General features: G+C 67.9%; 21 protein-coding genes. 17 read left to right on the top strand and 4 right to left on the bottom strand.

From position 1 onward, the window contains the following. The first annotated feature begins 40 nt into the window (after positions 1-40). Positions 41-568, top strand: a complete 528-nt coding sequence (locus tag AC3B5T_RS22510; RefSeq protein ID WP_488357947.1) for a WKL family lipoprotein — start codon at positions 41-43, stop codon at positions 566-568. 125 nt (positions 569-693) lie between these two features. On the opposite strand, the gene AC3B5T_RS22505 is transcribed toward AC3B5T_RS22510, so the two are convergent. Next, positions 694-1,641: a hypothetical protein gene (locus AC3B5T_RS22505; RefSeq protein ID WP_078112843.1), complete on the bottom strand. Its 948-nt coding sequence runs from the start codon at positions 1,639-1,641 to the stop codon at positions 694-696. Between the two features lie 40 nt (positions 1,642-1,681). Between AC3B5T_RS22505 and lspA the strand changes: the two genes are divergently transcribed. The 5 genes from lspA to AC3B5T_RS22480 all read left to right on the top strand — a co-directional run bounded on the left by lspA (position 1,682) and on the right by AC3B5T_RS22480 (position 9,096). Then, a complete protein-coding gene (lspA, locus tag AC3B5T_RS22500; RefSeq protein WP_249356492.1) occupies positions 1,682-2,335 on the top strand; it encodes a signal peptidase II in 654 nt (217 codons plus the stop codon). Beyond that, positions 2,328-3,254 carry an RluA family pseudouridine synthase gene (locus tag AC3B5T_RS22495; protein ID WP_078112878.1) on the top strand — a complete coding sequence of 309 codons (927 nt, stop codon included), beginning with the start codon at positions 2,328-2,330 and terminating at the stop codon, positions 3,252-3,254. Before lspA ends, AC3B5T_RS22495 begins: the two co-directional genes overlap by 8 nt. 98 nt (positions 3,255-3,352) lie before the next feature. Continuing rightward, positions 3,353-4,924: a serine/threonine-protein kinase gene (locus tag AC3B5T_RS22490; RefSeq protein ID WP_137808492.1), complete on the top strand. Its 1,572-nt coding sequence runs from the start codon at positions 3,353-3,355 to the stop codon at positions 4,922-4,924. 218 nt (positions 4,925-5,142) lie between these two features. Then, positions 5,143-8,685, top strand: coding sequence for a DNA polymerase III subunit alpha (gene dnaE, locus AC3B5T_RS22485; RefSeq protein ID WP_055476139.1), 3,543 nt, complete (start codon positions 5,143-5,145; stop codon positions 8,683-8,685). A gap of 141 nt (positions 8,686-8,826) precedes the next feature. After that, positions 8,827-9,096, top strand: coding sequence for a hypothetical protein (locus AC3B5T_RS22480; RefSeq protein ID WP_488357945.1), 270 nt, complete (start codon positions 8,827-8,829; stop codon positions 9,094-9,096). Here the strand turns inward: AC3B5T_RS22480 and AC3B5T_RS22475 are convergent. After that, complete coding sequence (locus AC3B5T_RS22475) at positions 9,039-10,025, bottom strand: SMP-30/gluconolactonase/LRE family protein (protein ID WP_065632317.1); 987 nt, start codon at positions 10,023-10,025, stop codon at positions 9,039-9,041. The two genes, AC3B5T_RS22480 and AC3B5T_RS22475, sit on opposite strands and share 58 nt — an antisense overlap. A 232-nt stretch (positions 10,026-10,257) precedes the next feature. Here AC3B5T_RS22475 and ilvA point away from each other — a divergent pair, with 232 nt between their 5' ends. Both ilvA and AC3B5T_RS22465 read left to right on the top strand, forming a co-directional pair. Next, the gene (gene ilvA, locus AC3B5T_RS22470) at positions 10,258-11,634 is read left to right on the top strand and encodes a threonine ammonia-lyase IlvA (protein WP_488357943.1); all 1,377 of its coding nucleotides are present in this window, start codon (positions 10,258-10,260) and stop codon (positions 11,632-11,634) included. A gap of 147 nt (positions 11,635-11,781) precedes the next feature. Next, on the top strand, positions 11,782-12,108 hold the full coding sequence (locus tag AC3B5T_RS22465; RefSeq protein ID WP_065632318.1) for a hypothetical protein: 327 nt from the start codon (positions 11,782-11,784) through the stop codon (positions 12,106-12,108). 45 nt (positions 12,109-12,153) lie between these two features. On the opposite strand, the gene treZ is transcribed toward AC3B5T_RS22465, so the two are convergent. Continuing rightward, on the bottom strand, positions 12,154-13,944 hold the full coding sequence (gene treZ, locus AC3B5T_RS22460) for a malto-oligosyltrehalose trehalohydrolase (protein ID WP_083207473.1): 1,791 nt from the start codon (positions 13,942-13,944) through the stop codon (positions 12,154-12,156). A 313-nt stretch (positions 13,945-14,257) separates the two neighbouring features. Between treZ and AC3B5T_RS22455 the strand changes: the two genes are divergently transcribed. Genes AC3B5T_RS22455 through AC3B5T_RS22415 form a run of 9 tightly spaced genes read left to right on the top strand, consistent with a single transcriptional unit; the run spans position 14,258 to position 23,727 of the window. Then, the gene (locus AC3B5T_RS22455; protein ID WP_006868314.1) at positions 14,258-15,115 is read left to right on the top strand and encodes an MlaE family ABC transporter permease; all 858 of its coding nucleotides are present in this window, start codon (positions 14,258-14,260) and stop codon (positions 15,113-15,115) included. A 1-nt stretch (position 15,116) separates the two neighbouring features. Next, positions 15,117-15,983, top strand: a complete 867-nt coding sequence (locus tag AC3B5T_RS22450) for an MlaE family ABC transporter permease (protein ID WP_005198851.1) — start codon at positions 15,117-15,119, stop codon at positions 15,981-15,983. A 10-nt stretch (positions 15,984-15,993) separates the two neighbouring features. Further along, positions 15,994-17,316 carry an MlaD family protein gene (locus tag AC3B5T_RS22445; protein WP_182371913.1) on the top strand — a complete coding sequence of 441 codons (1,323 nt, stop codon included), beginning with the start codon at positions 15,994-15,996 and terminating at the stop codon, positions 17,314-17,316. Then, positions 17,313-18,347, top strand: coding sequence for an MCE family protein (locus tag AC3B5T_RS22440; RefSeq protein ID WP_182371914.1), 1,035 nt, complete (start codon positions 17,313-17,315; stop codon positions 18,345-18,347). The genes AC3B5T_RS22445 and AC3B5T_RS22440 overlap by 4 nt, the downstream gene beginning before the upstream one ends. Continuing rightward, a complete protein-coding gene (locus AC3B5T_RS22435) occupies positions 18,344-19,333 on the top strand; it encodes an MCE family protein (protein ID WP_006868317.1) in 990 nt (329 codons plus the stop codon). Before AC3B5T_RS22440 ends, AC3B5T_RS22435 begins: the two co-directional genes overlap by 4 nt. Further along, complete coding sequence (locus AC3B5T_RS22430) at positions 19,327-20,430, top strand: MCE family protein (RefSeq protein WP_182371915.1); 1,104 nt, start codon at positions 19,327-19,329, stop codon at positions 20,428-20,430. Before AC3B5T_RS22435 ends, AC3B5T_RS22430 begins: the two co-directional genes overlap by 7 nt. Next, complete coding sequence (locus AC3B5T_RS22425; protein WP_239582370.1) at positions 20,427-21,584, top strand: MlaD family protein; 1,158 nt, start codon at positions 20,427-20,429, stop codon at positions 21,582-21,584. The genes AC3B5T_RS22430 and AC3B5T_RS22425 overlap by 4 nt, the downstream gene beginning before the upstream one ends. Further along, positions 21,581-22,753, top strand: coding sequence for an MlaD family protein (locus AC3B5T_RS22420; RefSeq protein ID WP_488357940.1), 1,173 nt, complete (start codon positions 21,581-21,583; stop codon positions 22,751-22,753). Before AC3B5T_RS22425 ends, AC3B5T_RS22420 begins: the two co-directional genes overlap by 4 nt. A 59-nt stretch (positions 22,754-22,812) precedes the next feature. Further along, positions 22,813-23,727, top strand: a complete 915-nt coding sequence (locus AC3B5T_RS22415) for a hypothetical protein (protein ID WP_165629919.1) — start codon at positions 22,813-22,815, stop codon at positions 23,725-23,727. 81 nt (positions 23,728-23,808) lie between these two features. Here AC3B5T_RS22415 and treY read toward each other — a convergent pair whose 3' ends face one another. Further along, positions 23,809-26,160, bottom strand: a complete 2,352-nt coding sequence (treY, locus tag AC3B5T_RS22410) for a malto-oligosyltrehalose synthase (protein ID WP_165629920.1) — start codon at positions 26,158-26,160, stop codon at positions 23,809-23,811. Between the last annotated feature and the right edge of the window lie 4 nt (positions 26,161-26,164).

Genomic DNA, 26,164 nt, shown 5'->3' with positions numbered 1-26,164 from the left:
CCGGCGCACCCCATGCCCGAGATCACAGTGAGGGAGATCGTTGAAGTATCGGAAATTTCTTGGCGCGACCATGATCGCGGCAGCGTTGATGACCACCGTCGCGGCCTGCGGGGGCGACGACGCCGACGCGCCGCCCGCACCGACGCTCACCAGCACCGACACCGCCGCTGCCGGCGGGGATGGCTCCGAGATCACCGACGGCAGCAACCCGCCGTCGATCGCAGCCCTCAACGAGCTGGTCGACCAGGCTGTCGACCCCGACATCCCGCGGGCCGAGAAGGTCGAACTGGTCGAGGGTTCGGAGAAGGACCCGGCGATCTTCGACGAGCTGGTCAAGGCGCGTGCCGAGAACTCCGACGTCGACTGGGTCCTCGTCAACCCCGTGATCAGCGCCGGCCCGAACAAGGCTCGCGTCAAGGTCCGGATCGAGACCGCGGGCAACCCCCCGACCAACGCCGAGTCGACCATCGTCTTCGACGACGGACGCTGGAAGCTCTCGAACGAGACCGTGTGCAACCTCCTCGGCCTCTACCAGGTCGAGAGCGCCATGTGCGCTCCCGCGAGCTGACCTCTCCTCGCCTCGCCACCGAGACCGGTGGTGTACGCGACGGCGCCTTCCGGCTCGTCTCTGGCACAGCATGATCCGCGGCCCCGCGTCGCCGACCGAAGTCGGTGACCCGGGGCCGTCGGCGTTCAGCGCCAGGCCACGGCCAGTCCGGTCCGCTGCACCAGCGGCCGGTTCGGGTCCGCGCCGACCAACTCGCGGGCGCCCCGATAGGTGGCCTCGCCGGCGATGGGCAGCCCCCGGGTCAGGTCGACGGTCACCGACCCCTGACCGGAGTAGCTGTAGCGGCTGATGGTGAGGCTGTCACTGCCGCCGGGGATCGCGAACACCGAGTTCACCGGGGTCTCGTCGGCGGTGTACTCGATGGTCAATCGGTTGCCGTCCCAGGCGGTGAGCCGTGCCTCGATGGTCTGGGTGACGGTCGCCGCGGCCGCGATCACCCGCTCGCTCCGCCACGTCGCACCCACCGCGACCGGTTCGGTCGGGAGCACGACCGCGGCGTTGAACGCCGACACCAGCGCCTGCTCGACCGCCAGTCGCGCCTCGCCGCCGGCCGGCTCCGGCGGCGCGATCCGCAGCGACACCGGCGCCAGGCCCGGACCGAGCGTGAGACCGGCTTTCGCGCCGGCCATCGCCGACAGTTCGTCGTTCAGCGTCGTGTCGGGGGACGTGACCGTGCCGAGGTCGAGTTCGAGGTCGGCGGGGTCGGCGCACTCGAACCGCGCGGTCAGCGGCATCTCGACGGTCTGCGCGTCCGAGGTGCCCGGCGACGCAACCTCCGAGGTCGTCACCAGGGTCACCGACTGGGCGGTCGCGACGTCCGGCGCGGCCGTCGGCACGCGGCGCTCCCCGGTTCCCGCGTCGACGATCGTCACCGTTGCCGGTGCGATCGGGACCGGCGCCGCACCGGCGGCGCGGGACGGCGAGTCGGTGCTGCAGCCCGCCGATGTGCTCGCCGTAGGAGCGCCGGGCGTCTCGTCGGGACCCGATGCGCATCCCGCGACCAGTACGGACAGCGCGGTCACCGCCCCGATCGACGAGACGACGGACCGGAGGCGACGGGGATGCGGGGACACGGGTAGCCAGCGTATTCGACGTGTCGTGGACAATGATGCTGTGGATGACCAACCCCTGACGGATCGAGAGCACGTGGACCCGCACGACCGTGTCGAACCCGGGGCCGACCGCCGACCCGACGACACCGACGCCGCCGCACGTCCCGGCCGCCGGGTGCCGACGGCGACGATCGTGGTGCTCGGCGTCGCGCTCGTGGTCCTGGGACTCGACCAGCTGACGAAATCGATCGCGGTCGCCGCGATCGACCCGATGCGCCCGGTGGAGATCATCGGCGACTTCGTCACGCTGCGTCTGGTCCGCAACAGCGGCGCGGCCTTCTCCATGGCCACCGGATACACCTGGGTGCTATCGATCATCGCCCTGGTGGTCGTGCTCGTGATCATCCGCTACAGCAGCCGGCTGCGCTCCTGGTGGTGGGTGGCGGGGCTGGCCCTCGTGCTCGGCGGCGCCATCGGCAACCTGACGGACCGCATCTTCCGTGCCCCGCAACCACTTCAGGGCCATGTCGTCGACTTCGTGTCGGTGGGGTGGTGGCCGGTGTTCAACGTCGCCGACTCCGCCGTGGTGTGCGGCGCGATCCTCCTGGTCGTCCTCTCCGCGCTCGGTTTCGACTACGACGGCACCCGCACGGGCTGGGCGGCCCGCCGTGAGCAGCGCGACCCGGCCGGCACCGAGGGCGGCGCGCATGCGTGAATCGCGGTTCCTGCCGGTGCCCGACGGCCTCGACGGGATGCGCGTGGACGCCGGTGTCTCCCGGATGCTCGGGCTGTCGCGCACCGTCGTCGCCACCCTGGCCGAGGAGGGCGACGTCGTCGTCGACGGCGTGGCGGTGGGGAAGTCGCACAAACTCGCCGCGGGCACGATGCTGCACGTCACGCTGCCCGAACCGGAGGAGCCGCTGCGCGTCGAGCCGACCCCGGTCGAGGACCTCGAGGTCATCTACCACGACTCCGACATCGTCGTCGTCGACAAGCCGGTGGGTGTCGCCGCGCATCCCTCGCTGGGCTGGAGCGGCCCGACGGTCATCGGGGCCCTCGCGGCTGCGGGTTTCCGGATCTCGACCTCGGGAGCGCACGAACGTCAAGGGATCGTCCACCGTCTCGATGTCGGCACGTCGGGGGTCATGGTGGTCGCGGTGTCCGAACGGGCGTACACGTTGCTCAAGCGGGCGTTCAAACAGCGGACCGTACACAAGGGTTACCACGCGCTCGTCCAGGGGCACCTCGATCCGCCGTCGGGGACCATCGATGCGCCGATCGGCCGCCACCGCGGCAACGACTGGAAGTTCGCGGTGACCGCGAACGGCAAACCGAGTGTCACCCACTACGACACCCTGGAGATGTTCGCGTCGGCGTCGCTGCTGGACGTTCACCTCGAAACCGGTCGCACACACCAGATCCGGGTTCACTTCTCGGCCCTCCACCATCCGTGCTGCGGTGATCCCACGTACGGCGCCGATCCGGTGCTGGGCAAGAAGCTGGGTCTGGAACGCCAATGGCTGCACGCGCGGTCGCTCGGGTTCGCCCATCCGGCCGACGGCCGACAGGTGGAGTTCACCTCGTCATACCCCGAGGACCTGCAGCACGCGCTCGAGGTCCTGCGCGCGACCTGACCTCACGAGGCGCCGGGAGCGGAGCGAGCGGGCCTGAGGCCTCCCGCGACCAGGCCGTTCGATCGACTATTTCCGAGACACACCGCTAGATTGGGGGAGTGCTCGAGCCGGGAACCCTCGTCGCCGGGTACCGCGTCGAACGGGTACTCGGCAGCGGCGGCATGGGTGCGGTCTTCCTCGCCCGGCATCCGGAGCTGCCCCGGTACGACGCCCTGAAGGTGCTGAAGGCCTCGGCCGGGCTCACGGACAGCAACTTTCGCCGGCGGTTCCTGCGTGAGGCGGAGGTCGCGGCCACGCTCGACCACCCGAACATCGTCACCGTGTTCAACCGCGGACGTGCGAGTGTGCCGGTGGCGTCGAGGCCGGACAAGTCGGCGGAGGCCGATCTGCTCTGGATCGCCATGCAGTACGTCCCGGGAACCGACTGTGCGCGCGAACTCGCCGGACGCGGCCGCCTCGCCCCGCGTCGCGTGGTGCACATCGTGTCGGAGGTGGCGCGGGGGATCGACCACGCCAACCGGCGCGGACTGCTGCACCGCGATGTGAAACCCGCCAACATCTTGCTCGCCGAGGTCGACGAGGATTCGTCGTTCGACGAGCAGCGGGTCCTGCTGACCGACTTCGGGGTCGCCAAACTGTCCGACGAGACCGAGGCGCTCACCTCGGTCGGCACGGTCCTCGCCACGCTGTCGTACGCGTCGCCGGAGCAGCTGACGGGTCGTCGACTCGGTGGCCGGACCGACCAGTATTCGCTGGCGGCCACCACTTTCCACCTGCTCACCGGACGCGTGCCCTTCGACGACCGCGACAACGGCGCCGTCATCGGAGCACATCTGAAAGAACCCGTACCGCGGGTTTCCGAGCTCGTGCCCGGACTCTCGCCCGACGCCGACGCGGTCATCGCGCGTGCGATGGCGAAGTCCCCGGACGAGCGCTTCGCCAGCTGCCGGGAGTTCGCCGATGCGCTGGCGACGGGTCTGCGGAACGTGCGGCCGAGGTCGGCCGCCGACCTCGACGCGGAGACGGTCCGCGGCCTCCCCGGTCGGATGGCCGGCGGCGCCGTCCCGGGTCCGCGCACGCCGGACATGCCGGGACGGTTCGACCGGCCGACACCGCCGCCCGCCGGTCGCGCCGCGACCCCCGACCGACCACCCGCGGAACGTCGATCACGGCCGGGGCCGGCCGAGCCCCGCCGACCCGGGCCCGGCCGTCCCGCGGCGAACGTGGACCCGGCACATGAAGCGACGCAGCGCGCGGCCCCGGCGCGGGGCGGTCCTCCGAACGCCCCACCGGGTGCGGCCACGCCGTCCTCCGGCCCCGCGCCGGGCTCGCGGGTGCCCGGGCGCGGCCCGAGATCGAGGCCGACGACCGGTGCCGATCCGGCGGTGTGGCAGCACCTGCCGTCGAATCCGTTCCGGCAGAGCAACGACCACCTGCGGCCCGACCGGAGCCGCCCGGGCGGCGTCGGCCCGACACCGGCCGGCACCCCGCCGCGCGGCCTGGATGCCGCGGGACCCGGCGGGCTGCCCGGTCAGGGTGCCCGGGGCTGGGCCGGGCCGGCGGGTCCGACTTCATCGACGCCGTCGTCGTCGAACCGGTTGCCCATCGTGCTGGCGATCGTCGCCGTGGTGTTGCTGGTCGCGATCGTCATCGTGTTCATGGCCCTGTGAGCGCGGTGAGCGAACCGGCTCCGCTACCACAGCTGTCCCATCCGTCACGACGCGGAGTGGGAGCCCGGCGGTGTCGGTGCACGCGCCTAGAGTGGACCCGGACTCGGACCCGCCCGACCGCCTTCGGGCGCACTCTCCGGGTGCCGATGACCGCCGACCGAACCGACATCTGACGACTGACCCGACATCTACCGACTGATCTCGACAGAAGAGGCGCCGTGACGGACTCGTTTGTACACCTGCACAACCACACCGAGTACTCCATGCTCGACGGTGCGGCGAAGGTGTCCCCGTTGTTCGCCGAGGCAAAACGTCTGGGGATGACCGCGATCGGCATGACCGACCACGGAAACATGTTCGGCGCCAGCGAGTTCTACAACACGGCGGTCAAGAACGACATCAAGCCGATCATCGGCATCGAGGCCTACATCGCCCCCGGCTCGCGATTCGACACCAAACGAATCCAGTGGGGCACCCGCGATCAGAAGAGCGACGACGTCTCCGGCTCGGGTGCCTACACCCATATGACGATGGTCGCCGAGAACGCGACCGGGCTGCGCAACCTGTTCAAGCTGTCGTCCCTCGCGTCGATCGAGGGGCAGCTCGGCAAGTGGTCGCGGATGGACGTGGACCTGATCGCCGAGCACGCCGAGGGGATCATCGCGACGACGGGATGCCCGTCCGGTGAGGTGCAGACCCGGCTCCGGCTCGGCCACGACCGCGAGGCGCTCGAGGCCGCGGCGAAGTGGCAGGAGATCTTCGGCAAGGACAACTTCTACCTCGAACTCATGGAGCACGGGCTCGAGATCGAGCGGCGTGTGCGCGACGGTCTGCTCGAGATCGGTCGCAAGCTGGGCATCAAGCCGATCGTCACGAACGACTGCCACTACGTGACCAAGGAGCACGCCGCGGCGCACGAGGCGCTGCTGTGCGTGCAGACCGGCAAGACCCTCTCCGATCCGACCCGGTTCAAGTTCGACGGCGACGGTTACTACCTGAAGTCCGCGGCCGAGATGCGCGAGCAGTGGGACTCGATCGTCCCCGGGGCGTGTGACAACACCCTGGAGATCGGCGAGCGCGTCGAGTCCTACAAAGAGGTCTTCACCCACCGCGACCGGATGCCGGTCTTCCCGGTCCCCGACGGCGAGACGCAGCAGACGTTCCTGCGCAAGGAGGTCGCGAAGGGACTCGCGGAGCGCCGTTTCGCCGGCACCGAGGTGCCCGAGGAATACCTGCAGCGCGCCAACTACGAACTCGACGTCATCATCCAGATGGGGTTCCCGGCCTACTTCCTCGTCGTCGGCGACCTCATCCGCCACGCTCTCGAGGTCGGCATCCGGGTCGGCCCGGGCCGTGGCTCGGCGGCCGGTTCGCTCGTGGCCTGGGCGCTGGGCATCACGAACATCGACCCGATCCCGCACGGCCTGCTCTTCGAGCGGTTCCTCAACCCCGAGCGGGTGTCGATGCCCGACATCGACATCGACTTCGACGACCGTCGTCGAGGCGAGATGGTGCGGTACGCGACCGACCGGTGGGGCAGCGACAAGGTGGCCCAGGTCATCACGTTCGGCACCATCAAGACGAAGGCCGCGATCAAGGATTCGGCGCGCGTCCAGTTCGGTCAGCCGGGATTCGCGATCGCCGACCGCATCACCAAGGCGCTGCCGCCGCCGATCATGGCCAAGGACATCCCGGTCTGGGGTATCACCAACCCCGAACACGAGCGCTACAACGAGGCCGCCGAGGTCCGCACGCTCATCGAGACCGATCCGGACGTCAAGAAGATCTACGACACCGCGATCGGACTGGAGGGTCTGATCCGCAACGCCGGTGTGCACGCGTGTGCGGTGATCATGTCCTCGGAGCCGCTGACCGACGCGATCCCGGTGTGGAAGCGCGCGCAGGACGGCGCCATCATCACCGGCTGGGACTACCCGTCGTGTGAGGCGATCGGCCTGCTGAAGATGGACTTCCTGGGTCTGCGCAACCTCACCGTCATCGGTGACGCCCTGGAGAACATCAAACTCAACCGGGGAATCGATCTCGACCTCGACTCGCTGCCGCTCGAAGACGAGAAGACCTACGAACTACTCGCCCGTGGTGACACCCTCGGGGTGTTCCAGCTCGACGGCGCCGCCATGCGCGAACTCCTGAAGATGATGCAGCCCACCGGGTTCGAGGACATCGTCGCCGTGCTCGCGCTGTACCGTCCCGGGCCGATGGGTGTGAACGCCCACACCGACTACGCCAAGCGCAAGAACGGTCTGCAGGAGATCAGGCCGATCCATCCCGAGCTGGAGGAGCCGCTCAAGGAGATCCTGTCGGAGACCTACGGCCTCATCGTCTACCAAGAGCAGATCATGCAGATCGCGCAGAAGGTCGCCGGGTACTCGCTCGGACAGGCCGACCTGCTGCGTCGCGCGATGGGCAAGAAGAAGAAGGAGATCCTCGACGAGGCCTACGACGGCTTCGCGGAGGGCATGCGCAACAACGGTTTCTCCCAGGCCGCGATCACCGCGCTGTGGGACACCGTCCTGCCGTTCGCCGGCTACGCGTTCAACAAGTCGCACGCCGCCGGCTACGGGCTGGTGTCCTTCTGGACCGCGTACCTCAAGGCGAACTATCCCGCCGAGTACATGGCCGGCCTCCTGACCTCGGTCGGCGACGACAAGGACAAGGCCGCGATCTACCTGGCCGACTGTCGCAAGCTCGGGATCACCGTGCTGCCGCCCGATGTCAACGAGTCCCAGCGGAACTTCGCCGCGGTCGGCAAGGACATCCGATTCGGCCTGGCCGCGATCCGCAACGTCGGCTCCGGCGTCGTCGGTTCGATCATCTCGGCGCGCGAGGAGAAGGGGAAATTCACCAACTTCTCCGACTACCTCGGCAAGATCGACGTCACCGCCTGCAGCAAGAAGGTGACCGAGTCGCTGATCAAGGCCGGCGCCTTCGACTCACTCGGACACCCGCGCAAGGGTCTGTTCCTCGTACACGGGGAGGCCGTCGAATCGGTCATCGGAACCAAGAAGGCCGAGGCGATCGGACAGTTCGACCTCTTCGGCGACGCCGGCGGTGCCGACGACTCGATGGCCGAGGTGTTCGCGGTCAAGGTGCCCGAAGAGGAATGGGACACCAAGCACAAGCTCGCCATCGAGCGGGAGATGCTGGGGCTCTACGTGTCCGGCCATCCGCTCAGCGGCGTCGAGCACGCGATCGCCGCGCACACCGACACCTCGATCTCGACGCTCCTCGAGGGCAACGTCGCCGACGGCGCCCAGATCACCATCGGCGGCATCATCTCCTCGGTGACCCGGCGGGTGAACAAGAAGGGCGAGCCGTGGGCCGCGGTGACCCTCGAGGACATGGTCGGTGGAGTCGAGGTGTATTTCTTCCCGCGGGCCTATGTCGCGTACGGGATGGACATCGTCGCCGACAACATCGTCCTGATCAAGGCGCGCGTCAACCTGCGCGACGACAGCATGATGATCAGCGCGAACGATCTCGCGGTGCCGGATCTGGAAACCGCGGGGGCGACCAAACCGGTGGCCCTGACACTGTCGGCGCGACTCTGCACCCCCGACCGCGTGGCGGCGCTCAAGCAGGTGCTGACCCGGCATCCCGGCATGGCCGACGTGCACGTGACGCTCGTCAGCGACAAGCGGCAGACCCAGCTGAAACTGACCGAGTCGTTGCGTGTGGCCCCGAGTTCGGCGCTGATGGGCGACCTCAAAGCCCTCCTGGGGCCCAGCTGTCTGAGCTGACGCGGCTGAAGTGAGGGACGCCTGCTCGACCGACTTCACCCGGCCGTGACGCAGGATTCGGGTACCCGAACATTTTCCTTCGCCTTCCGCTACACTCGACGTCACGTCCAGCGCACCCGGCCAGTGAGGGAGTGATCCGACATGGCGACTCTGATCGACGTCGACCCCGGTCGTCCGGCATCGCGACAGCCCCGCACCGTCGATGTCCTGGGTGCGCAGTGGCCGGTCCACAAGGCGCACGCCGTCGCCGCCGCGGTCGTGGTGGCACTGGTCAGCCTCGTTCTTCTCGGCTCACTCGCGGTCACCGCCTGGGCGAGCGGAATGACGCTGCTCGCGGTGTGGTGGGGCGAGCGCTACCTGCCGGGGACGGCGGCCGTCGCGCCGGCATCGAACCCGCCGGGGATCTCGTAGATCCGTCCGTCGAATCCGGCGCGGAAGAGACGTCCGGCCGAGAACCCGCGGTCGCCTCGTCCGTAGGACACGACGCTCGAGGTCGGTAGGCCCGTCGCGAGCACGCAGTAGCTTCCGGGCGCCGTCACGCGCACGATCTCACCCGTCGCGTTGAACGGCACCACAGGTCGGTCGCGTGAATCGAGGGTCAGTCCGTCCGGCGTCGATGGCGCACCCACGTTGAGCAGGTTCTGCACGACACGCGGATTCGCGGTGGAGATCCGGCTGACGCCCGGGTTCACGAAGGTCCTCGACACGTACAGCCACCCGTCGCCGCGTCCGAGAACTGCTCCGTTCGCGCTCGGCAGCGCTCCCCAGGCGGCCTGCACGGCGCCGGTGGGGCTCACCCGACCGATGAGATTGCCGAAGTCGTTGGTGGCGTACACATTTCCGCGCGCCGACACGTCCATCCCGTTGGCCGCCGAAAGTCCCGTCACCCAGGCCCGCAGTGCGCGGGTGTTGATGTCGAGCCGGGCGATGGATGCGTGTCGCAGCGCGTCGCCCACGAAGACACGCGGGTCGGCGCCGTATCCGACCAGCAGGGTGCCGCCGGGGGTCCACGCCAGCGCACCCGCTCCGCTCCCGCCCGGCACGCGTGCGATCGGAACCGCAGGTGCGCCCGGTCCGGCCAGGCGATACACGCGACCGGTGATCAGGTCGGTGGTGTAGAGGCGTCCGGCGGCGTCGACGGTCAGGCCCTCGAGCGCCGCGCCGGGCACCGACCCGACGAGTCGCGCCGGCTGCCCGGCACCCGCGCACACGGGGGCGGCCGCGGCCGGGGCGGGGTCCACGGCGGCGCCGAGCCCGACCGCCAGGGCGGCGGCTGCTCCGAGCGCGGCCAGTCGCGACAGGCGTCGCGTGCGGGGTGGGAAGGTTCGACGAGCTGTCATGGCTGCTCCCTGGTCGGTGAGGCTGGTCGCCGTCGGCGATGGCTGGGCGAGACGGTTGTCGGGAAGATTCCCGTCCGGCTCGCTGTCAAACGCACCCGTCCAGTGTTACGCCATCGGGTGCGCGAATGTGCCGCGATGCGATTCATCCGGCGCCGCGATGCCACCACCCACGACGCGGTCGCGGACGGGCGTCGGAACCCGCGACATCGGATCACCGGCAGACAGTGAGAACATGGCTGTCGTGAGTACGCACCACGTCCCGGTCCATCAACAGGCGTTGTCGGTAGACGCGATCGAAGCCGCATCGATCCGTATCGCCGACGCGGTGGCGCGTACCCCGCTCGAGATCTGCCCGCGGCTGTCCGCCGACACCGGGGCCGAGATCTTCCTGAAGCGCGAGGACCTCCAGGCCGTCCGTTCCTACAAACTGCGCGGTGCCTACAACGTGATGGCGCAGCTGTCGGCCGAGGAGCTGTCGCGTGGCGTCGTCGCGGCCAGCGCCGGCAACCACGCCCAGGGGGTCGCGTTCGCATGCCGGAGCATGCAGGTGCCCGGACGCATCTATGTCCCGACCACCACGCCCAAGCAGAAACGAGATCGAATCCGTTGGCACGGTGGGGACTTCGTCGAACTCAAGGCCGTCGGCGACACCTACGACGCCGCCGCGGCCGCTGCTCAGGACGACGTGATGCGTACCGGGTCCGCGTGGATCCATGCATTCGACGACCCGCGGACCGCGGCCGGTCAGGGGACCATCGCGCACGAGATCGTCGAACAGCTCGGTCGTGTTCCCGACGTCGTGGTCGCACCGGTCGGCGGCGGGGGATGCCTGGCCGGGATGGCCACCTACTTCCGCGGCCTGTCCGAGGACGTCACGATCGTCGGTGTCGAACCGACCGGCGCGGTGTCGCTGAGCGCCGCCCTCGTCAACGGGGGACCGGTGACCCTCGCCGAGATCGACCCGTTCGTCGACGGGGCAGCGGTGAAGCGCATCGGGACCATCGGGCACCGGGTGCTGTCGGAGATGGGCGCGACAGTGACCGATCACCCGGTGCTGGCGAGCATCACCGACGTCCCGGCCGCACGCGTGGTACCCGACGAGCGTCACGCGCCCGTGCCGGGAACCGCGCATATAACCCACGTCGATGAAGGCGCCATCTGCTCGGCGATGCTCGAGCTCTACCAGAACGAGGGAATCATCGCCGAACCCGCGGGTGCTCTCGCCGTCGCGATCCTCGACAAACTGCAGCTGCCCGCGGACTCCACCGTGGTGTGCCTGGTCTCCGGCGGCAACAACGACGTGTCCCGGTACGGCGAGATCATCGAGCGCTCGCTGGTGCACCGGGGACTCAAGCACTACTTCCTGGTCGACTTCCCACAGGAGCCGGGTGCGCTGCGGCGTTTCCTCGACGAGGTTCTCGGACCCGACGACGACATCACGCTGTTCGAGTACGTGAAACGCAACAACCGGGAGACCGGCGCCGCCCTCGTCGGCGTCGAGCTGGGACACCGCGACGGGCTCGGCGACCTGATGGACCGGATGGCCCATTCCCGGCTGCACTGTGAGCGGCTCGAGCCGGGTAGTCCGGCGTACGCCTACCTGACCTGAGAATCGGGGCCGCGAAACTCCGGCGTCGACCATTCGGATGACTCACCAGACCACGGGAACATTCGCGTCCGGTGCCGCCTCCAAGTACATGAACCGCCCAGAGGCACTGCACCACCACAGCGCCTCGTCACTTGGAAGGACAACCCCATGAGCACCGAGATCCCCGCCGACGCCGTTCTCGTCGACACCGATGGCGACGGAGCCGTCGACGCCGCACTCACCGACGTCGACGGTGACGGCACCACCGACGCCATCCTCGACACCGACGGCGACGGCCAGGCCGACTCCATCGCCTATGACACCAATGCTGACGGCGAGATCGACGTCATCGAGGCCGACACCGACGCCGACGGCCTCACCGACATCGCGGTCGCCGACACCGATTGCGACGGCATCTTCGACACCGCGGTCGACGACGAGGGCAACGTCGAGGTCGGCGACTTCGGCAGTATCGACGGCGGCGACGCCGTCTGACCACTTGACTTCATGGCCCGGAGCCGCGGTACACGCGACTTCGGGCTATGAGCCGTCACCACGGCGGCCGACGATCACGTTGTGACCCGGCGAGGCGAGCTCGGAGCCCTCGGAACTCGGTGACTGCCACGCCAATTCGACGTCGAGCGAGATCGGGACGGTCACCGGTGCGGCGCCGGGAACGCAGACCACCGACCAGTCACCGCGATGCATCGCGAACCATCCGGCCGCCTCGTCGAAGTCGACGGACACCGACGAGAAGGCCGGATCGGACAGCGCGGCTTCGGCTTTCCGCAAGGCGATGAGAGTTCGATAGAAGTCGAGCACACGCGCGTGTGCGGGATCGTCGAGTTCGGTCCAGTCCAGCTTCGACCGCTCGAACGTCGCCGGGTCCTGCGGATCGGGCACGTCGTCGCTGTCCCAGCCGTGTTCGGCGAATTCCGATTTGCGCCCCTCCGCGGTGGCTCGGCCCAGTTCGGGCTCCGGGTGGGAGGTGAAGAACTGGAACGGTGTCGCGGCCGCCCACTCCTCACCCATGAACAGCATCGGGGTGAACGGGGACAGCAGGACCAGCGCCGCCTTGATCGCCAGCTGTCCGCCGTCGAGGTAGGCGCTCGGGCGGTCGCCGATCGCCCGGTTGCCGATCTGATCGTGGTTGCAGGTGTAGGCGAGGAGGGCCGACGCGGGCAGCCGGTCGGTCGGGATCGGTCGTCCGTGACGGCGTTTCCGGAACGACGAATAGGTGCCGTCGTGGAAGAACCCGCCGGTGAGAACCTTCTCCAGGCAGCCGTAGCTCCCGAAGTCGCCGTAGTAGCCCTGCCGTTCGCCCGACACCAGCGTGTGGATCGCGTGGTGGATGTCGTCGTCCCACTGCGCGGTGAGCCCGAGTCCGTTGACGCTGCGCGGGGAGATCATGCGGGGATCGTTGAGGTCGCTCTCGGCGATCAGCGACAGCGGTCGCCCGAGTTCGACGGCGAGATCGTCGGTGGCGGCGGCGAGTTCTTCCAGTATGTGCACGGCGCGGTGGTCGGCCAGCGCGTGTACCGCGTCGAGGCGCAGGGCGTCGACATGGAACTCGGTGAACCACCGCAGGGCCGTACCGGCGATGAACGCACGGACCTCGTCGGAGTCCGGATCGGACAGATTGACCGACGATCCCCAGGATGTGACGCCCTCGGAGAGGTAGGGCCCGAAGTCGGGTAGGTAGTTGCCGGACGGACCCAGATGGTTGTAGACGACGTCGAGGACGACACCGAGTCCCCGGGCGTGACAGGCATCGACGAACCGGGCCAGCGCTGCCGGTCCGCCGTAGGTCTCCTGCACCGCGTACCAGCCGACGCCGTCGTAGCCCCAGTTGTGAACCCCGTTGAACGCGTTGACCGGCATCAGCTCGACGAAGTCGACCCCCAGGTCGACGAGATGGTCGAGCCGGCCGATGGCGGAGTCGAGCGTGCCCTCCGGGGTGAAGGTGCCGAGATGGAGCTCATAGACCACCGCTCCCCGGATGTCGCGACCGGTCCAGTCTGCGTCGGTCCATCCGGCGTCGTCGACGGTGAACAATGCCGACAGTTCGTGCACCCCGTCCGGCAGGCGCACGGCCCGCGGATCAGGACGCACCGGTCCGCCGTCGATCGAGAATCCGTAGCGCAGTTCCTCGACGGGTTCGGTTCCCGGTGCGGTGTCCACCTGCCACCACCCGCCCGCGCCTGCCGTCATGGTGATCCGGTCCGCGGCCGGGTCCTGCGCGGACGACCCGATCACCAGCTCGACGACCTGCGCATTCGGTGCCCAGACCCGGAGTTCGCCCAGTGATCGCGGTGATCGGAAGGGCTCCACATTGGAACGAAGTGGTAGGTTTTGTTCCCGCTGGTCGTCCGACCAAGTTATCGTGCTCTGGGCAACAGCGGCAGCGGTCGGGGGATTCGTCACATCATGCAAGGTATGTCGGACCTCGGACAGGTGCAGTCGGGCGCTAGTGTGAGGCCGGACACATTCGGACGAGGGAAGTGGGGTATGTTACCCGCGGCGCTCATGCCCACGGGGGGCACGCGAAGCGGGTCTGCGGGAACGAGAACGCGCGTCGACGTCGACACGCGCCATCGCGACCTGACGGCCGGTGAACGGGTAAGCCGAGACGCAAGGGTAGGGATTGAGCACAGACGCAGTCACCTCGGATGACGAGGAGGTCGGTCGGAAGAGACCGGGTGCGGTTCGGTCGTGGTTCGACAAACATGTCGTCGCGTCCTTCGACACCTTCGGACGCCAGTTGGGCATGTTCGTCGAGGTGTTCCGCACACTCTTCGCCGATCTCTTCAAGCGGCGTTTCCCGTTCGGGGAATTCATCCGCCAGTGTGCATTCATGGCGAGCACCTCGGTGTTCCCGACCCTGCTCGTCGCCATCCCGATCGGCGTCATCGTGTCGATCCAGGTGTCGAACATCGCCGGTCAGGTGGGTGCTACCTCGTTCTCCGGCGCGGCCACCGGCCTCGGCGTGATCCGTCAGGGCGCACCCCTGGTCACCTCGCTGCTCCTCGCGGGCGCGGTCGGTTCGGCCATCGCGGCCGACCTCGGTTCCCGCACCATCCGCGACGAGATCGACGCCATGAAGGTCATGGGCGTGAACCCCATCGAGCGCCTCATCTCGCCGCGACTCCTCGCCACGATGGTGGTCAGCTTCCTGCTCTGCGGCTTCGTCTGCTTCGTCGGCTTCATCACCGGTTACGTCTTCAACGTGTACTTCCAGGGCGGTACGCCAGGCAGTTACACGGGCACCTTTGCGTCCTTCGCGACCACCGCGGACCTGATGTTCGCGTTGGCCAAAGCGGTGATATTCGGCGCGATCGTGGCGATCGTCGCCTGCGATCGCGGCCTCTCGACGAAGGGCGGTCCCGCCGGCGTCGCCAACTCGGTGAACGCCGCGGTGGTCAACTCCGTCCTGCTCCTGTTCACCGTGAACGTGATCCTCACGCAGTTGTTCGCGATCCTCTTCCCGGCGAAGGTGGTGTGAGATGACCGCGTCACGGTATGTGCCACCCGCGCTGAAACCCTTGGAGGCCGCCAAGGCCGTCTATCGCGGTCCGCGCGACGCCCTCGCGGCGATGGGGCACCTCATCACGTTCCTCGTCCGCTCGATCGGCGCGGTCCCGCTGGCCTTCCGGCACTACAGCAAGGAAGTCTGGCGCCTGCTCGCCGACGTCGCGTGGGGCAACGGCGCGATCGTCGTGGGCGGCGGCACGGTCGGCGTCATGGTGATCCTCGGGGTGATGGGCGGCGCGACCGTCGGCATCGAGGGCTACACCGCGCTGAACCTGCTCGGCATGTCTCCGGTGACCGGTGGCCTGTCGGCGTTCGCGACGACGCGTGAGATCGCCCCGCTGCTCGCGGCGACGGCGTTCACCGCGCAGTCGGGTTGCCGCTTCACCGCGCAGCTCGGTTCGATGCGGATCGCGGAGGAGATCGACGCCCTCGAGGCGATCGCCATCCGCCCGCTGCCGTACCTGGTCACCACCCGCATGCTGGCCGCGGTCATCGCGATCGTCCCGCTGTACTCGGTGTCGCTGGCCGCCAACTACCTTGCCTGCCAGTTCATGTTCATGCTGCAGAGCGGGCAGGGCGAGGGCACCTACCTGTACTACTTCAACCAGTTCATCGTGTCCTGGGACATGGTGTTCTCGTTCATCAAGGTGATCGTCTTCGTGCTGCTGACGACGTTCATCCAGTGCTACTACGGATACTTCGCCGCTGGAGGGCCCGAAGGTGTGGGCATTGCTGCCGGACATGCCATCCGACTCGCGATCATCGTCATCGTGTTCGCGAACCTGGTCATGACACTCGTCTTCTGGGGCACCTCGCCCGGAATCAAGATCTCGGGATGAGGGGGAGCCGGTGAACATCGCGACCGACGGGCGCAACCCCTCACTACTGCAGTACGTGCTGCGCGGCGTCGCCTTCCTGCTGGTCCTGCTGGTGATCTTCGTGCTGCTGTTCATGCGGTACCAGGGCACCTTCAGCAAGACGGTGGAGGTGACCGCCGACCTCGTCGACGTCGGCGACGGCCTGACCTCCGGCGCCGACGTCCGCTACAACGGGCTCATCGTCGGCGCGGTGAAGTCGATCTCGGTCGCCGACTCCGGCGACCAGGTGGACGCCGCGAAGGTCATCAAGAAGGTCGAGATCGACATCGTGCCCGCGCAGGCCGAGGGCATCCCGGCGTCGGTGACCGCGCGGACCGTGCCGTCGAACCTGTTCGGCGTCAACTCCGTCGAGCTCGTCCGACCTGCCGATCCGGGGACCGAGCGACTGTCGTCGGGTGACACGATCCCCGCCGACAAGTCGCTCGAGACGATCAAGCTGCAGGATGCGCAGAACGAGTTGAGCGCCATCCTCGACGCGGTGCCGCCGGAGGAGCTCGCCCAGGTGCTCGGTGTGGTCGCCGACGCCCTGAAGGGCGGCGGATCGGTGTTCGGCTCCTTCGTGGGCGTGCTGCGGACCTACTTCGACGCGATCAACGCCCAGTTCCCGCCGGGTGCACCGCCGGGGTTCGACAACTTCGACGCCGCGATCAGCGGTCTCGCGGAGTCCGCGCCGGAACTGCTCGACACCCTGGGCCGCAGCGTGATCCCGGCGGTGACCATCGCCGAGAAGCAGCGCGACCTCTCGGCACTGCTGAGCGGCAACCAGGGACTGCTCGACCAGATCCAGCTGATGTTCGCCCGCAACGGCAATGGCGGTCAGCGACTCGTCACCGACCTGAACCGCATGCTCGGCGCAACTGTGCTCGAACCGAATTCGTTGCCGCAGGCGATCATCGCGCTCAACAATCTCGCCGCCCGGGTGCTCACGGTCTTCACCGGGACGAACGGGCACGTACAGCAAAACATCGGCGTCAGCTTCGGCGCGTTCGTCCGCTACACCCGTCAGAACTGCCCGGTGTACAACGGCGGCCCGTACGGCACGTTGCGTGGGCCGGGTTGTGTGGGACCGGGAACCGGTACCGGACCGACGATGTCGGGTCCGCTGCAGATCTACCCGTCCGACGGCATGCGCAAGAACCGTCCCGTGGGGATGGTGACCACCGGCTCCGACAACAAGACGCTCGGCTCGGTTCTGCGCCGGAAGCCGTCGGCCGCCGACACGATCATGCTCGGACCGCTGGTCCAGTCGATCGACGCACGTGATGGAGCCACAGATCAGGGAGGAGGACGATGAGCGCGGCCTCGGGTTCGATCCGCAAACCGCTGATCGGCTTCACGATCTTCGGTCTCGTCGCGTTGCTCGTGACGTACGTGATCTTCTCGACGCTGGAACGATCGGTGTCGGGGTCGACGAACAACTACACGACGTTCTTCACCGACGCCTCGGGGCTCGCCGCCGGCGACGACGTCCGCATGGCCGGCGTCCGCGTCGGGCGCGTCGACAAGATCGAACTCGACAACGGTCGCGCCCGAGTCGAATTCGAGGTGCAGAACGACCAGCAGGTCTACACCAACACGCGTGCGGCGATCCGGTATCAGAACCTCATCGGCCAGCGGTATCTCAACCTGACGCTGGTCGAGGGGCGCGACAGCAGGCCGCTGTCGCCCGGGTCCACACTGGAGCTGCCGTCCGAGGACTCCTTCGACATCACCAAACTCCTCGCCGGATTCCAGCCGGTCTTCGAGACCCTCGACGCCGACCAGGTCAACGCGCTGTCGCAGGGACTCCTCGAGGCGTTCCAGGGCAATTCGGTCTCGCTGAGCTACACCGTCGCCGAGGTGGGCCGGCTCGCCGAGGACACCGCCAACCGCGACATCGTGATCGGCGCGATCATCAACAACCTGAGCACCGTGATGCGTGACCTGTCCCGTCAGGGCGGCCAGCTCGGCACCGTCATCGAGTCGATGTCCGCCCTCATCGAGAACCTCAACTCGAACTCGGCGGCCTTCGGCAGCGCGGTCGCCGACATCGGGCGCACTGCAGACGGTTTCGCCGACGTTCTCAGCCGCAGCCGGGGCAGCCTCGCCGCCGCCGCGACGAACGGCCGCGTCGCCACCAACACACTCATCCAGAACGGCTCCAAACTCGACCGGATGGCCGTCGACGCGCCGATCTTCCTCGGCCACTTCCCGCTCGTACTCGGAGAGGGTGCATACGTGAACATCTATGCGTGCGACCTCGACGTCGCGATCGGTGATGTCCTGCTGCCGCCGGGGATCTTCAACAAGATCGGTGGCACGAATCATTCGGTGGTGTGCCGATGAACTGGTTCCGCAAGAGATTCCGCAGCAACACCCGCGTCTGGTACGGCGTGATCGGCGCGGTCGTGATCGTCGCACTCCTGCTGGGCGTGACGGCGCTGGCCGGTGCCCATCTCGGCAAGAAGACGCTCACCGCCGACTTCGCGCAGGCCGGCGGGATCCGACCGGGCGACAAGGTTCGGGTGGCCGGTATCGACGTCGGTGAGGTCACCGACACCGAACTCGCCGGCACCCACGTCGCGCTCACCATGAAGGTCGACACCGACGTCCGGGTCACGAAGAACGGCATGGCCGAGATCAAGATGTCGACGCTGCTCGGCCAGCGCTACGTCGATGTGTCGCTGGGGGATTCGCCCGAGGAAGCACCCGACGGCCACATCGAGAAGACCGCGGTGCCCTACGACCTGAACCGCACCATCGAGGAGGGCGCGCCGATCCTGACCGGGATCGACGACCAGACCCTCTCGCAGAGCATCCGCACGCTCAACCGTCAACTCGCCGGTGTTCCCGCGATCACCGAGCCGACGTTCGAGGCACTGACGCAGATGTCCGAGGTCATCACCAACCGCAAGGATCAGATCAACCAGCTGATCGCCGACACCAAGACGATCACCAACATCGTCAACGACAACCAGGCGCAACTGGCGGTGATCGTCGGCCAGGGACGCGACCTGACCCAGAAGATCGTGGCCCGTGAGGAACTGGTGACGCGCCTGCTCGACGGCATCGCCGAACTCACCGAACAGACCAGTGCGGTGGCGGGGGAGAACGCCAACCAGTTCGCCCCCATCATGGCGAACCTGAACACCATCACGCAGGGCCTGGAGAAAAACCGCAACAACCTGCGCAAGCTGCTGGAGATCCTGCCCGTGACAGCACGTCTGACCACCAATGTGATCGGCGACGGCCCGTACGCGAACGGCTACCTGCCGTGGGGCATCTTCCCCGACAACTGGCTGTGCCTGGCCCGGGTGGTGGACGGATGCTGAACCCGCAGAAGCTGCGTCGTTCGACGCTCCTCGTGTGCATCTCCCTGCTCGGCATCCTGGGCCTCTCGGGATGTTCGATGATCCCGGGCAGCTGGAAGGCGGCCTTCGGGCAGGCGATCGAGGTCACCGCCTACTTCGACAACGTCGCCGGCCTCTATGTCAGCAACGACGTCGCGGTTCTCGGCATGCCGGTCGGACAGGTGACGGCCGTCGAGCCGCAAGGCGATCGGGTCAAGGTCACCATGACCATCGACAAAGACGTGCCGGTGCCCGCCGACGCCACGGCGGCCATCGTCAACACCTCGATCGTGACCACGCGCCACGTCGAGCTGACCCCGGCGTACGAGGGCGGACCGAAGCTCGAGGACGGCTCGGTGCTGAAGGAGACCAAGGCCCCGGTGTCGGTCGGCGAACTGTTCGACGCCATCGACGGTCTCGTCGTGGGTCTGAAGGGGGAGGGGCCCGGCCCCGGCCCGCTGGCGGACATGATCGACATCACCTCGGGGATCGCCACGGGTAATGGCGAAGAGATCCGTGCGGCGCTCGATCAGCTGGGACAGGCGTCGAATGTCATCTCCGGCAACAGCGACGCCCTCGTCGACATCATCGAGACCATCGAGGGTCTGAGCACCACGCTGGTGAAGAACTACCCGAAGATGACGGCGTTCTCGAAGTCGGTCAACGAGGTGTCCGAGCTGTTGGGGGCCCAGTCGCCCGGCCTCGTCGCGACCCTGCGAAACCTGAACCAGACGCTGCAGAACACGACGGCCTTCCTGCAGAACAACACCAACACGATTTCGGTCTCCTTCGACCGGCTCGCCGCGTTGACCGCCAACCTGAGCGACTACTCGCGGCAGGTGGTGGAGACCATCGATGTCGGTCCGCTGCTGTTCCAGAACCTGAGCAACTCGATCTCCGCAGAGCAGGGCGCCTGGCGCGCACAGCTGCTGCTCGACAAGTCGCTCGTCGACAACGAGTTGCTCGCCAAGTTCTGCGAGTCGATCAACCTGCAGAAGGACGGCTGCCGCACCGGCAAGCTGAAGGACTTCGGGCCGGACATGGGCATCTACTCGGCGATGCTGGAGCTGACGAAATGAGAGCGGTGACCAGCGCCTCGCTGCGCAGCACGGTGCCAGAACCGGCACGACGCCGCTCCCGCGCGCGACGCGGCGCGGTGACGGCGTTGCTGCTCAGCGCACTGATGGGACTCACCGGCTGTGGCGTGTTGCCCGGTCTGACCGTCGAGCAGATCCCGCTGCCGGCCCCCGGCGGCATCGGCGACTCCATCCGGCTGACGGCGAACTTCGACAATGCCCTGAACCTGCCGACGCGCGCCAAGGTGAAGCTCAACGGCACCGACGTCGGGCAGGTCGACACCATCGTCGCCAAGGACTACTCCGCGATCGTCACGATGGACGTCAGCAAGAAGACCGAGTTGCCGGTGGGCACGGGAGCCGAACTCCGCCAGGCGACCCCGCTCGGCGACGTGTTCGTGGCCCTCCTGCCGCCGCCGAACGCGCCGAAGGGATTCATGACCGACGGCGACACCCTCACCGGCCCCACCTCCGCGGCGGCGACGGTCGAGGACCTGCTCATCAGCATGAGCGGTGTGGTCGACAGCGGTTCGCTGAACTCGCTCACGGTCATTCTCACCGAACTGAGCGCGGCCGTCGCGACCAATCCGACGGACCTCAACGGTGCGATCCGCGGCCTGACGACCGGCATTCGCAAGCTCAACCAGAGTTCGGCGCAGGTCGACCGGTCGCTGGCGAACACCCGGATCCTGACCGGTCAGCTGGCCGACGGCCGAGCACAGATCATGGCGTCGATCAACAAACTCGGTCCTGCGCTGCAGTCGCTGAACGGTCTGATCGGCTCGATCCTGACCTCGCTGGACAAGGCCCAGAAGGTGACCTCGGCGACCAACGACTTCCTCCGCACCGACCAGGACAACCTGGTGGAGATGCTCGGTCATCTGTCGACGGTGCTGGCCGGCCTGCGGCAGGCGGCCGGCCCGCTCGGTTCGCTGGCCGACAACCTGCACACGCTGACCCCGAAGTGGATCAAGTCCACGCCGGGTAGTGCGGCAGCTGTGTCGGCGAAGGTGTACTGGCTCAACCCGGGTGTCGGATTCGACTCGGCGAGCAGGCTTCCCGAGCTCGAGGACGTCGATTCGGGCTCGGCGGCGCTCCAGCAGACGCTCACGCGACTGCTGGCCCGACTCACCGGAACCAAGGGGTGCTGCGGATGAGCGGCGTATTCGGTTTTCTCCGCAGGCATTCCGTGCTCGTCGGCAACCTCGGGCTCGTCCTGGTCATGGTCGTCGGGCTCGGCTACCTCTCGCTCGGTACGTTGCGGTGGGAACCGTTGGCGGGCAAGTACAAGCTGACCATCGAGTTCCCGATCTCCGGCGGCCTGCAGGAGACGTCGGGGGTCACCCTGCGCGGGGCGCGCATCGGCGAGGTCGACACCATCCGCGTCGAACCGGATTCGGTGACGGTGAAGGTCTCGGTCGACGACCGGTACAAGATCAACCGCAACACCCAGGTCGCGGCGCTGGGGTTGTCGGCGGCCGGCGAGCAGTACGTCGATTTCCAACCCACCACCTCGGAGGGGCCGTACCTGAAGGACGGCGACGTGATCAAGGCCGGTCAGACCAAGGTCACCGTGCCGTTCTCCGATCTCCTCGAGTCCGCGCTGGAACTCATCCAGCAGATCGACCCGGCCGAACTCCGTTCGGCCGTGGACAATCTGAAGATCGCGCTGTACTCCGAGGACGGCACCAACGACCTGAAGGTGCTGTTCAACTCGGGCGGCACGATCTTCGCGCGGTTGTACACGGCACTGCCCGAGACCACGAAACTGATCCAGAACGCGGGCACCATCTTCAAGACGACCGCTGACATCCAGCCCGACTTCGGGAACACGGTGTCGTCGCTGAGCGACCTGATCAACTCCGCCGCGGCCTCCGACCGGGAACTGCGCACGTTGCTCGATCGGGGTCCGTCGCAGATGACCAGCCTCGCCGGTTCGATCAACCAGCTGACCGACCCGGTGACCGACGTGATGAAGCAGTTCCTCGACATAGCCGAGCAGGGCGCGCTGCGCGCACCGGCCCTCGCGACGCTGATGCCGTCGATCCGGGACGCGAGTATCAAGAGCCTCACCATGTTCCACGACGGTGCGTTGTGGGTCTTCGGTTCGGTGTACCCGAGGCCCAGTTGCAACTACCCCGTCACCCCGCGTCGGCCGACCCAAGTCCTCGAGTTGACCATCCCGACCAATCTGTACTGTGTGACCGAGGATCCGAACCAGCAGATCCGTGGCGCGGCCAACGCACCACGACCGCCGGGCGACGACACCGCGGGGCCGCCACCGGGTTACGACCCGAACGCCCGCACCGTTCCGCTCGACAAGTGATGGGCCGCTCGACGACTGACGGCCACTCGACGACGACAGACAAGTTGTGTGACCTGTAGATGACTGACCGGAATGACCCAGATCGTACTGATACCGACGTGAATCCGACGGACGAGAAGGCCGACAGCACGTCGCCCGAGAGCGGGGCTGTCGCAGCCGATCACACCGATGGGGCGACGAGCGCGGAGGACACGAATGACGCCGGGACCGCGGCGACGCCGCGGGGGAAGTCGGCTCGACGGAGCGGAACCGGCACGGCGGCGAGCACGTCCAAGACCGACGGTGTCGACGCCTCCGGTGCCGCGGGTGACCCGTCGCCGGCAGCATCATCGAAGGCGGGTTCGGATCGCCGCGAGATCTCGTTCACGGTCACCGGCGGCGGGATCAAGAAGGTTCTCGCCGCCATCGTCGCGGTTGCTCTCATCGCGCTGGTGGCGTTCTTCGGCTGGCGCGCCTACGACCTCCAGCAGGAGGCCGACGCCTTCGCCGATTCCAAGGCGGCTTCGGCCGACTTCGTCACGAAGCTCGTGACGACGCTCAACGCCGACAACGCGGGCAACTCGAAGGAACTGCTGGGTCCGCTGTCGACGGGGGAGTTGCGCAACCGCCTCGAGCAGGAACGGGCCGACACCGAGGCCAATGTGGAGTCCCTCAACATCGAGGTGTCCTCGACGATCAGTGTGGTCGCCGTCGAGACCGTCGATGCCGACACCGCCAAGACCGTGGTGATGGCGGAGGTGACCGGCCGCAGCGTCAAGTTGCCCAGCGGCGGTACCAGCCTGATGGTCTTCCGTTTGGACCTCAGCAAGGAAGACGGCAAGTGGCTGGTGTCCGAGGTCGACGGTCCGCCGGGGAGCCCCAGCGGTCAGATCGATCCGTCGCAGTCGCTGCCCGGCGCCGCAGGTGCGCCGGCACCCCAGCCGTCGCCGGCACCCCAGCCGTCGCCGGCACCGCAGCCCGCGCCGGGCGGCTGATCCGGGCCGACACACTCACCGGCAATGGACGAGCGCGCCACCGATTCGGGGGCGCGCTCGTCCATCAGTGGTGGGTGGACGTCACGTTCGGACAAGTATCGCCACGGGGTGTTCGCCACGGGCCGAGGCGAGGTCGACCGATCCCTCGTACACCGATCCCGTTCGGTCGTCGCGCCACCGGACGCCCGGCGGCAGGGTGATCGACGTCGCGGCCGCGGCATCGTGGTCGAGGCTGTGGGTGAACCGGGCGGTCACCACGACGACCGAGGGGGTGTCGCCGGTGCCGCGCACGAACGCGATGGTGTGGTCGGCGGCGGGCCCGTCGGCGGTCAGCCGTTCATAGGTGCCCGCAACGGCGAACGCATCGGGATGCGCGGCCCGGGCACGTAGAGCTTCCTGGACGAGTCGGGTCTTCGGGTGCTCGGTCGACCGGCCGAAGTCGACCGGTCGTCGATTGTCGGGATCGACGAGGGAGTCCTCCCACCACTCGGTGCCCTGATAGATGTCGGGGACCCCGGGCCCGAGGATCGCGATCGCCTTGCGCGCCAGCGCTTCCTGCTCCCACGCCGGTCCGATGCGGTCGACGAGTTCGGCGACCGAGGATGCGACGTCCCCGCTGGTGACCTGGCCGATCCAGGTCTCGACCGCGGTCTCGAACTCCTCGTTCACCTCGGTCCACGTGGTGCGTAATCCGGCCTCGCGAGTCGCCTTCCGGGCGTACTCGATCAACCGGCCCCGCAACTCGTCGGTGACCGGCGCGCCGGTGGGCCAGACCCCGACGATGTTCTGCAGCAGGAAGTAGCCGGTCAGGTCATCCGGCACGTCGGTCTCGCGCCAGACCTTCTCGACGAGCTGGGACCAGCGGTCGGGGATCTGGGCGAGCACCGCGATCCGCGCGCGCACGTCCTCACCGCGTTTGGTGTCATGCGTCGACGTGGCCGTCATGGCCAGCGGCCACTGTGCCGCGCGCTCGGTGTTGTAGTGATGGAAGTCGGCCAGCGACAGCACCGGATTCGCGGGATCGCCACCCACCTCCTGGGCGGAGACGAGCCGGGCCGTCCGGTAGAACAAACTGTCCTCGACGCTCTTCGCGGTCACCGCCCCGCAGGTCTGCGCCAGCCTCGATGTCGCCTCGCCGGGCACCGCCGTCTCCCGCACGATGAGGTCGAGCGCGGTACGCAGTTCGGGCTTCGCCTCGGCGATCTCGGCGGCGACGGCGAGCAGGCGTGGACGCAACGACGGGTAGTCCGCCCGGTAGACCCCGAGCGCGGCGATCAGTTCGGCGCAGGCGGTGGCGATCACGTCCGGATCCGAGGCCGGTGATCCCTCGACGCGCGCGGTGACGGCGCGTACGAGACGTCTGAGCTCCGCAGGGAACGACTCCCGCACGGTGCGGAGTTTGCGATCGTGCTCGGCGGCCTCCACCCACCGCGCGTCACCGCTCTCGCCGGTGATCCGTTCGTGTAGCTCGGTGAGCTGGGCGACGCCGGCCGGCGCCACGAACACGGCATCGATCACGCGCATGTGGTCGTACCCGGTGGTGCCCTCGACCGGCAGGGTCGGTTCGAGGGGCTCGTCCGGCGCCAGGATCTTCTCGATGTACAGGAGACGATCGTCCCCGACGTCCGCGCGCAGCCGGCGCAGATAATCCTGGGGGTCCCACAGACCGTCCGGATGATCCACGCGCACACCATCGATGAGGTCGGCGTCGAGTAGCTCACGCAGCCACTGGTGCGTCGCGTCGTAGACCTCCGGGTCCTCCTGGCGCAGACCGGCGAGTTCGTTGACCGTGAAGAAGCGCCGGTAGCCGATGAGGCCGCTGTCCCACGGCACGAGCCGATAGTGCTGGCGGGAGTGGACCTCTTGCGGTGTGCCGCCGGCGCCGGGAGCGGAGCGAGCGGGCCGAATGTCTCCCGCGGTGCCGGGGGCGATCGGGAACGCGTGATCGTAGTACCGCAGATTCCCGTGCTCGTCGATCTCGAGTGGGCTCAGGTCCCCATCGGCGGCGACGATCGGCAGGGCCAGCTTCCCGTCGGCACCGTTGTCGTCGCTGAAGTCGGCGTCGAAATAGTGTGCGTAGTCCGATGCGGGCCCGTGGCGGAGCAGGTCGGCGAACCACGGGTTGGCGAGCGCATCGGCGACTCCGGTGTGGTTCGGGACGATGTCGATGATCAGACCCAGACCGCGTTCGGCGGCGGCGGAACGCAGTGTCCGCAACCCGTCGATCCCACCCAGCACGGCGGAGACCGCCGGCGGCGGCAACCAGTCGTAGCCGTGCGTCGACCCGGCCGACGCCGTGCCGATCGGGGAGAGGTAGACGTGGCTGATCCCCAACTCGGCGAGGTGGTCGAGATGTGCTGCGGCATCGGCGAATCCGAAGTCGCCGTGTAGTTGGAGCCGGTACGTTGCGCGCGGGGTCGGACGATTGCCCATAGGA

The sequence above is a fragment of the Gordonia sp. G4 genome (assembly GCF_057770005.1).
The sequence above is the reverse complement of the archived record's forward strand: the minus strand, read 5'-3'. Positions and strand labels throughout refer to the sequence as shown.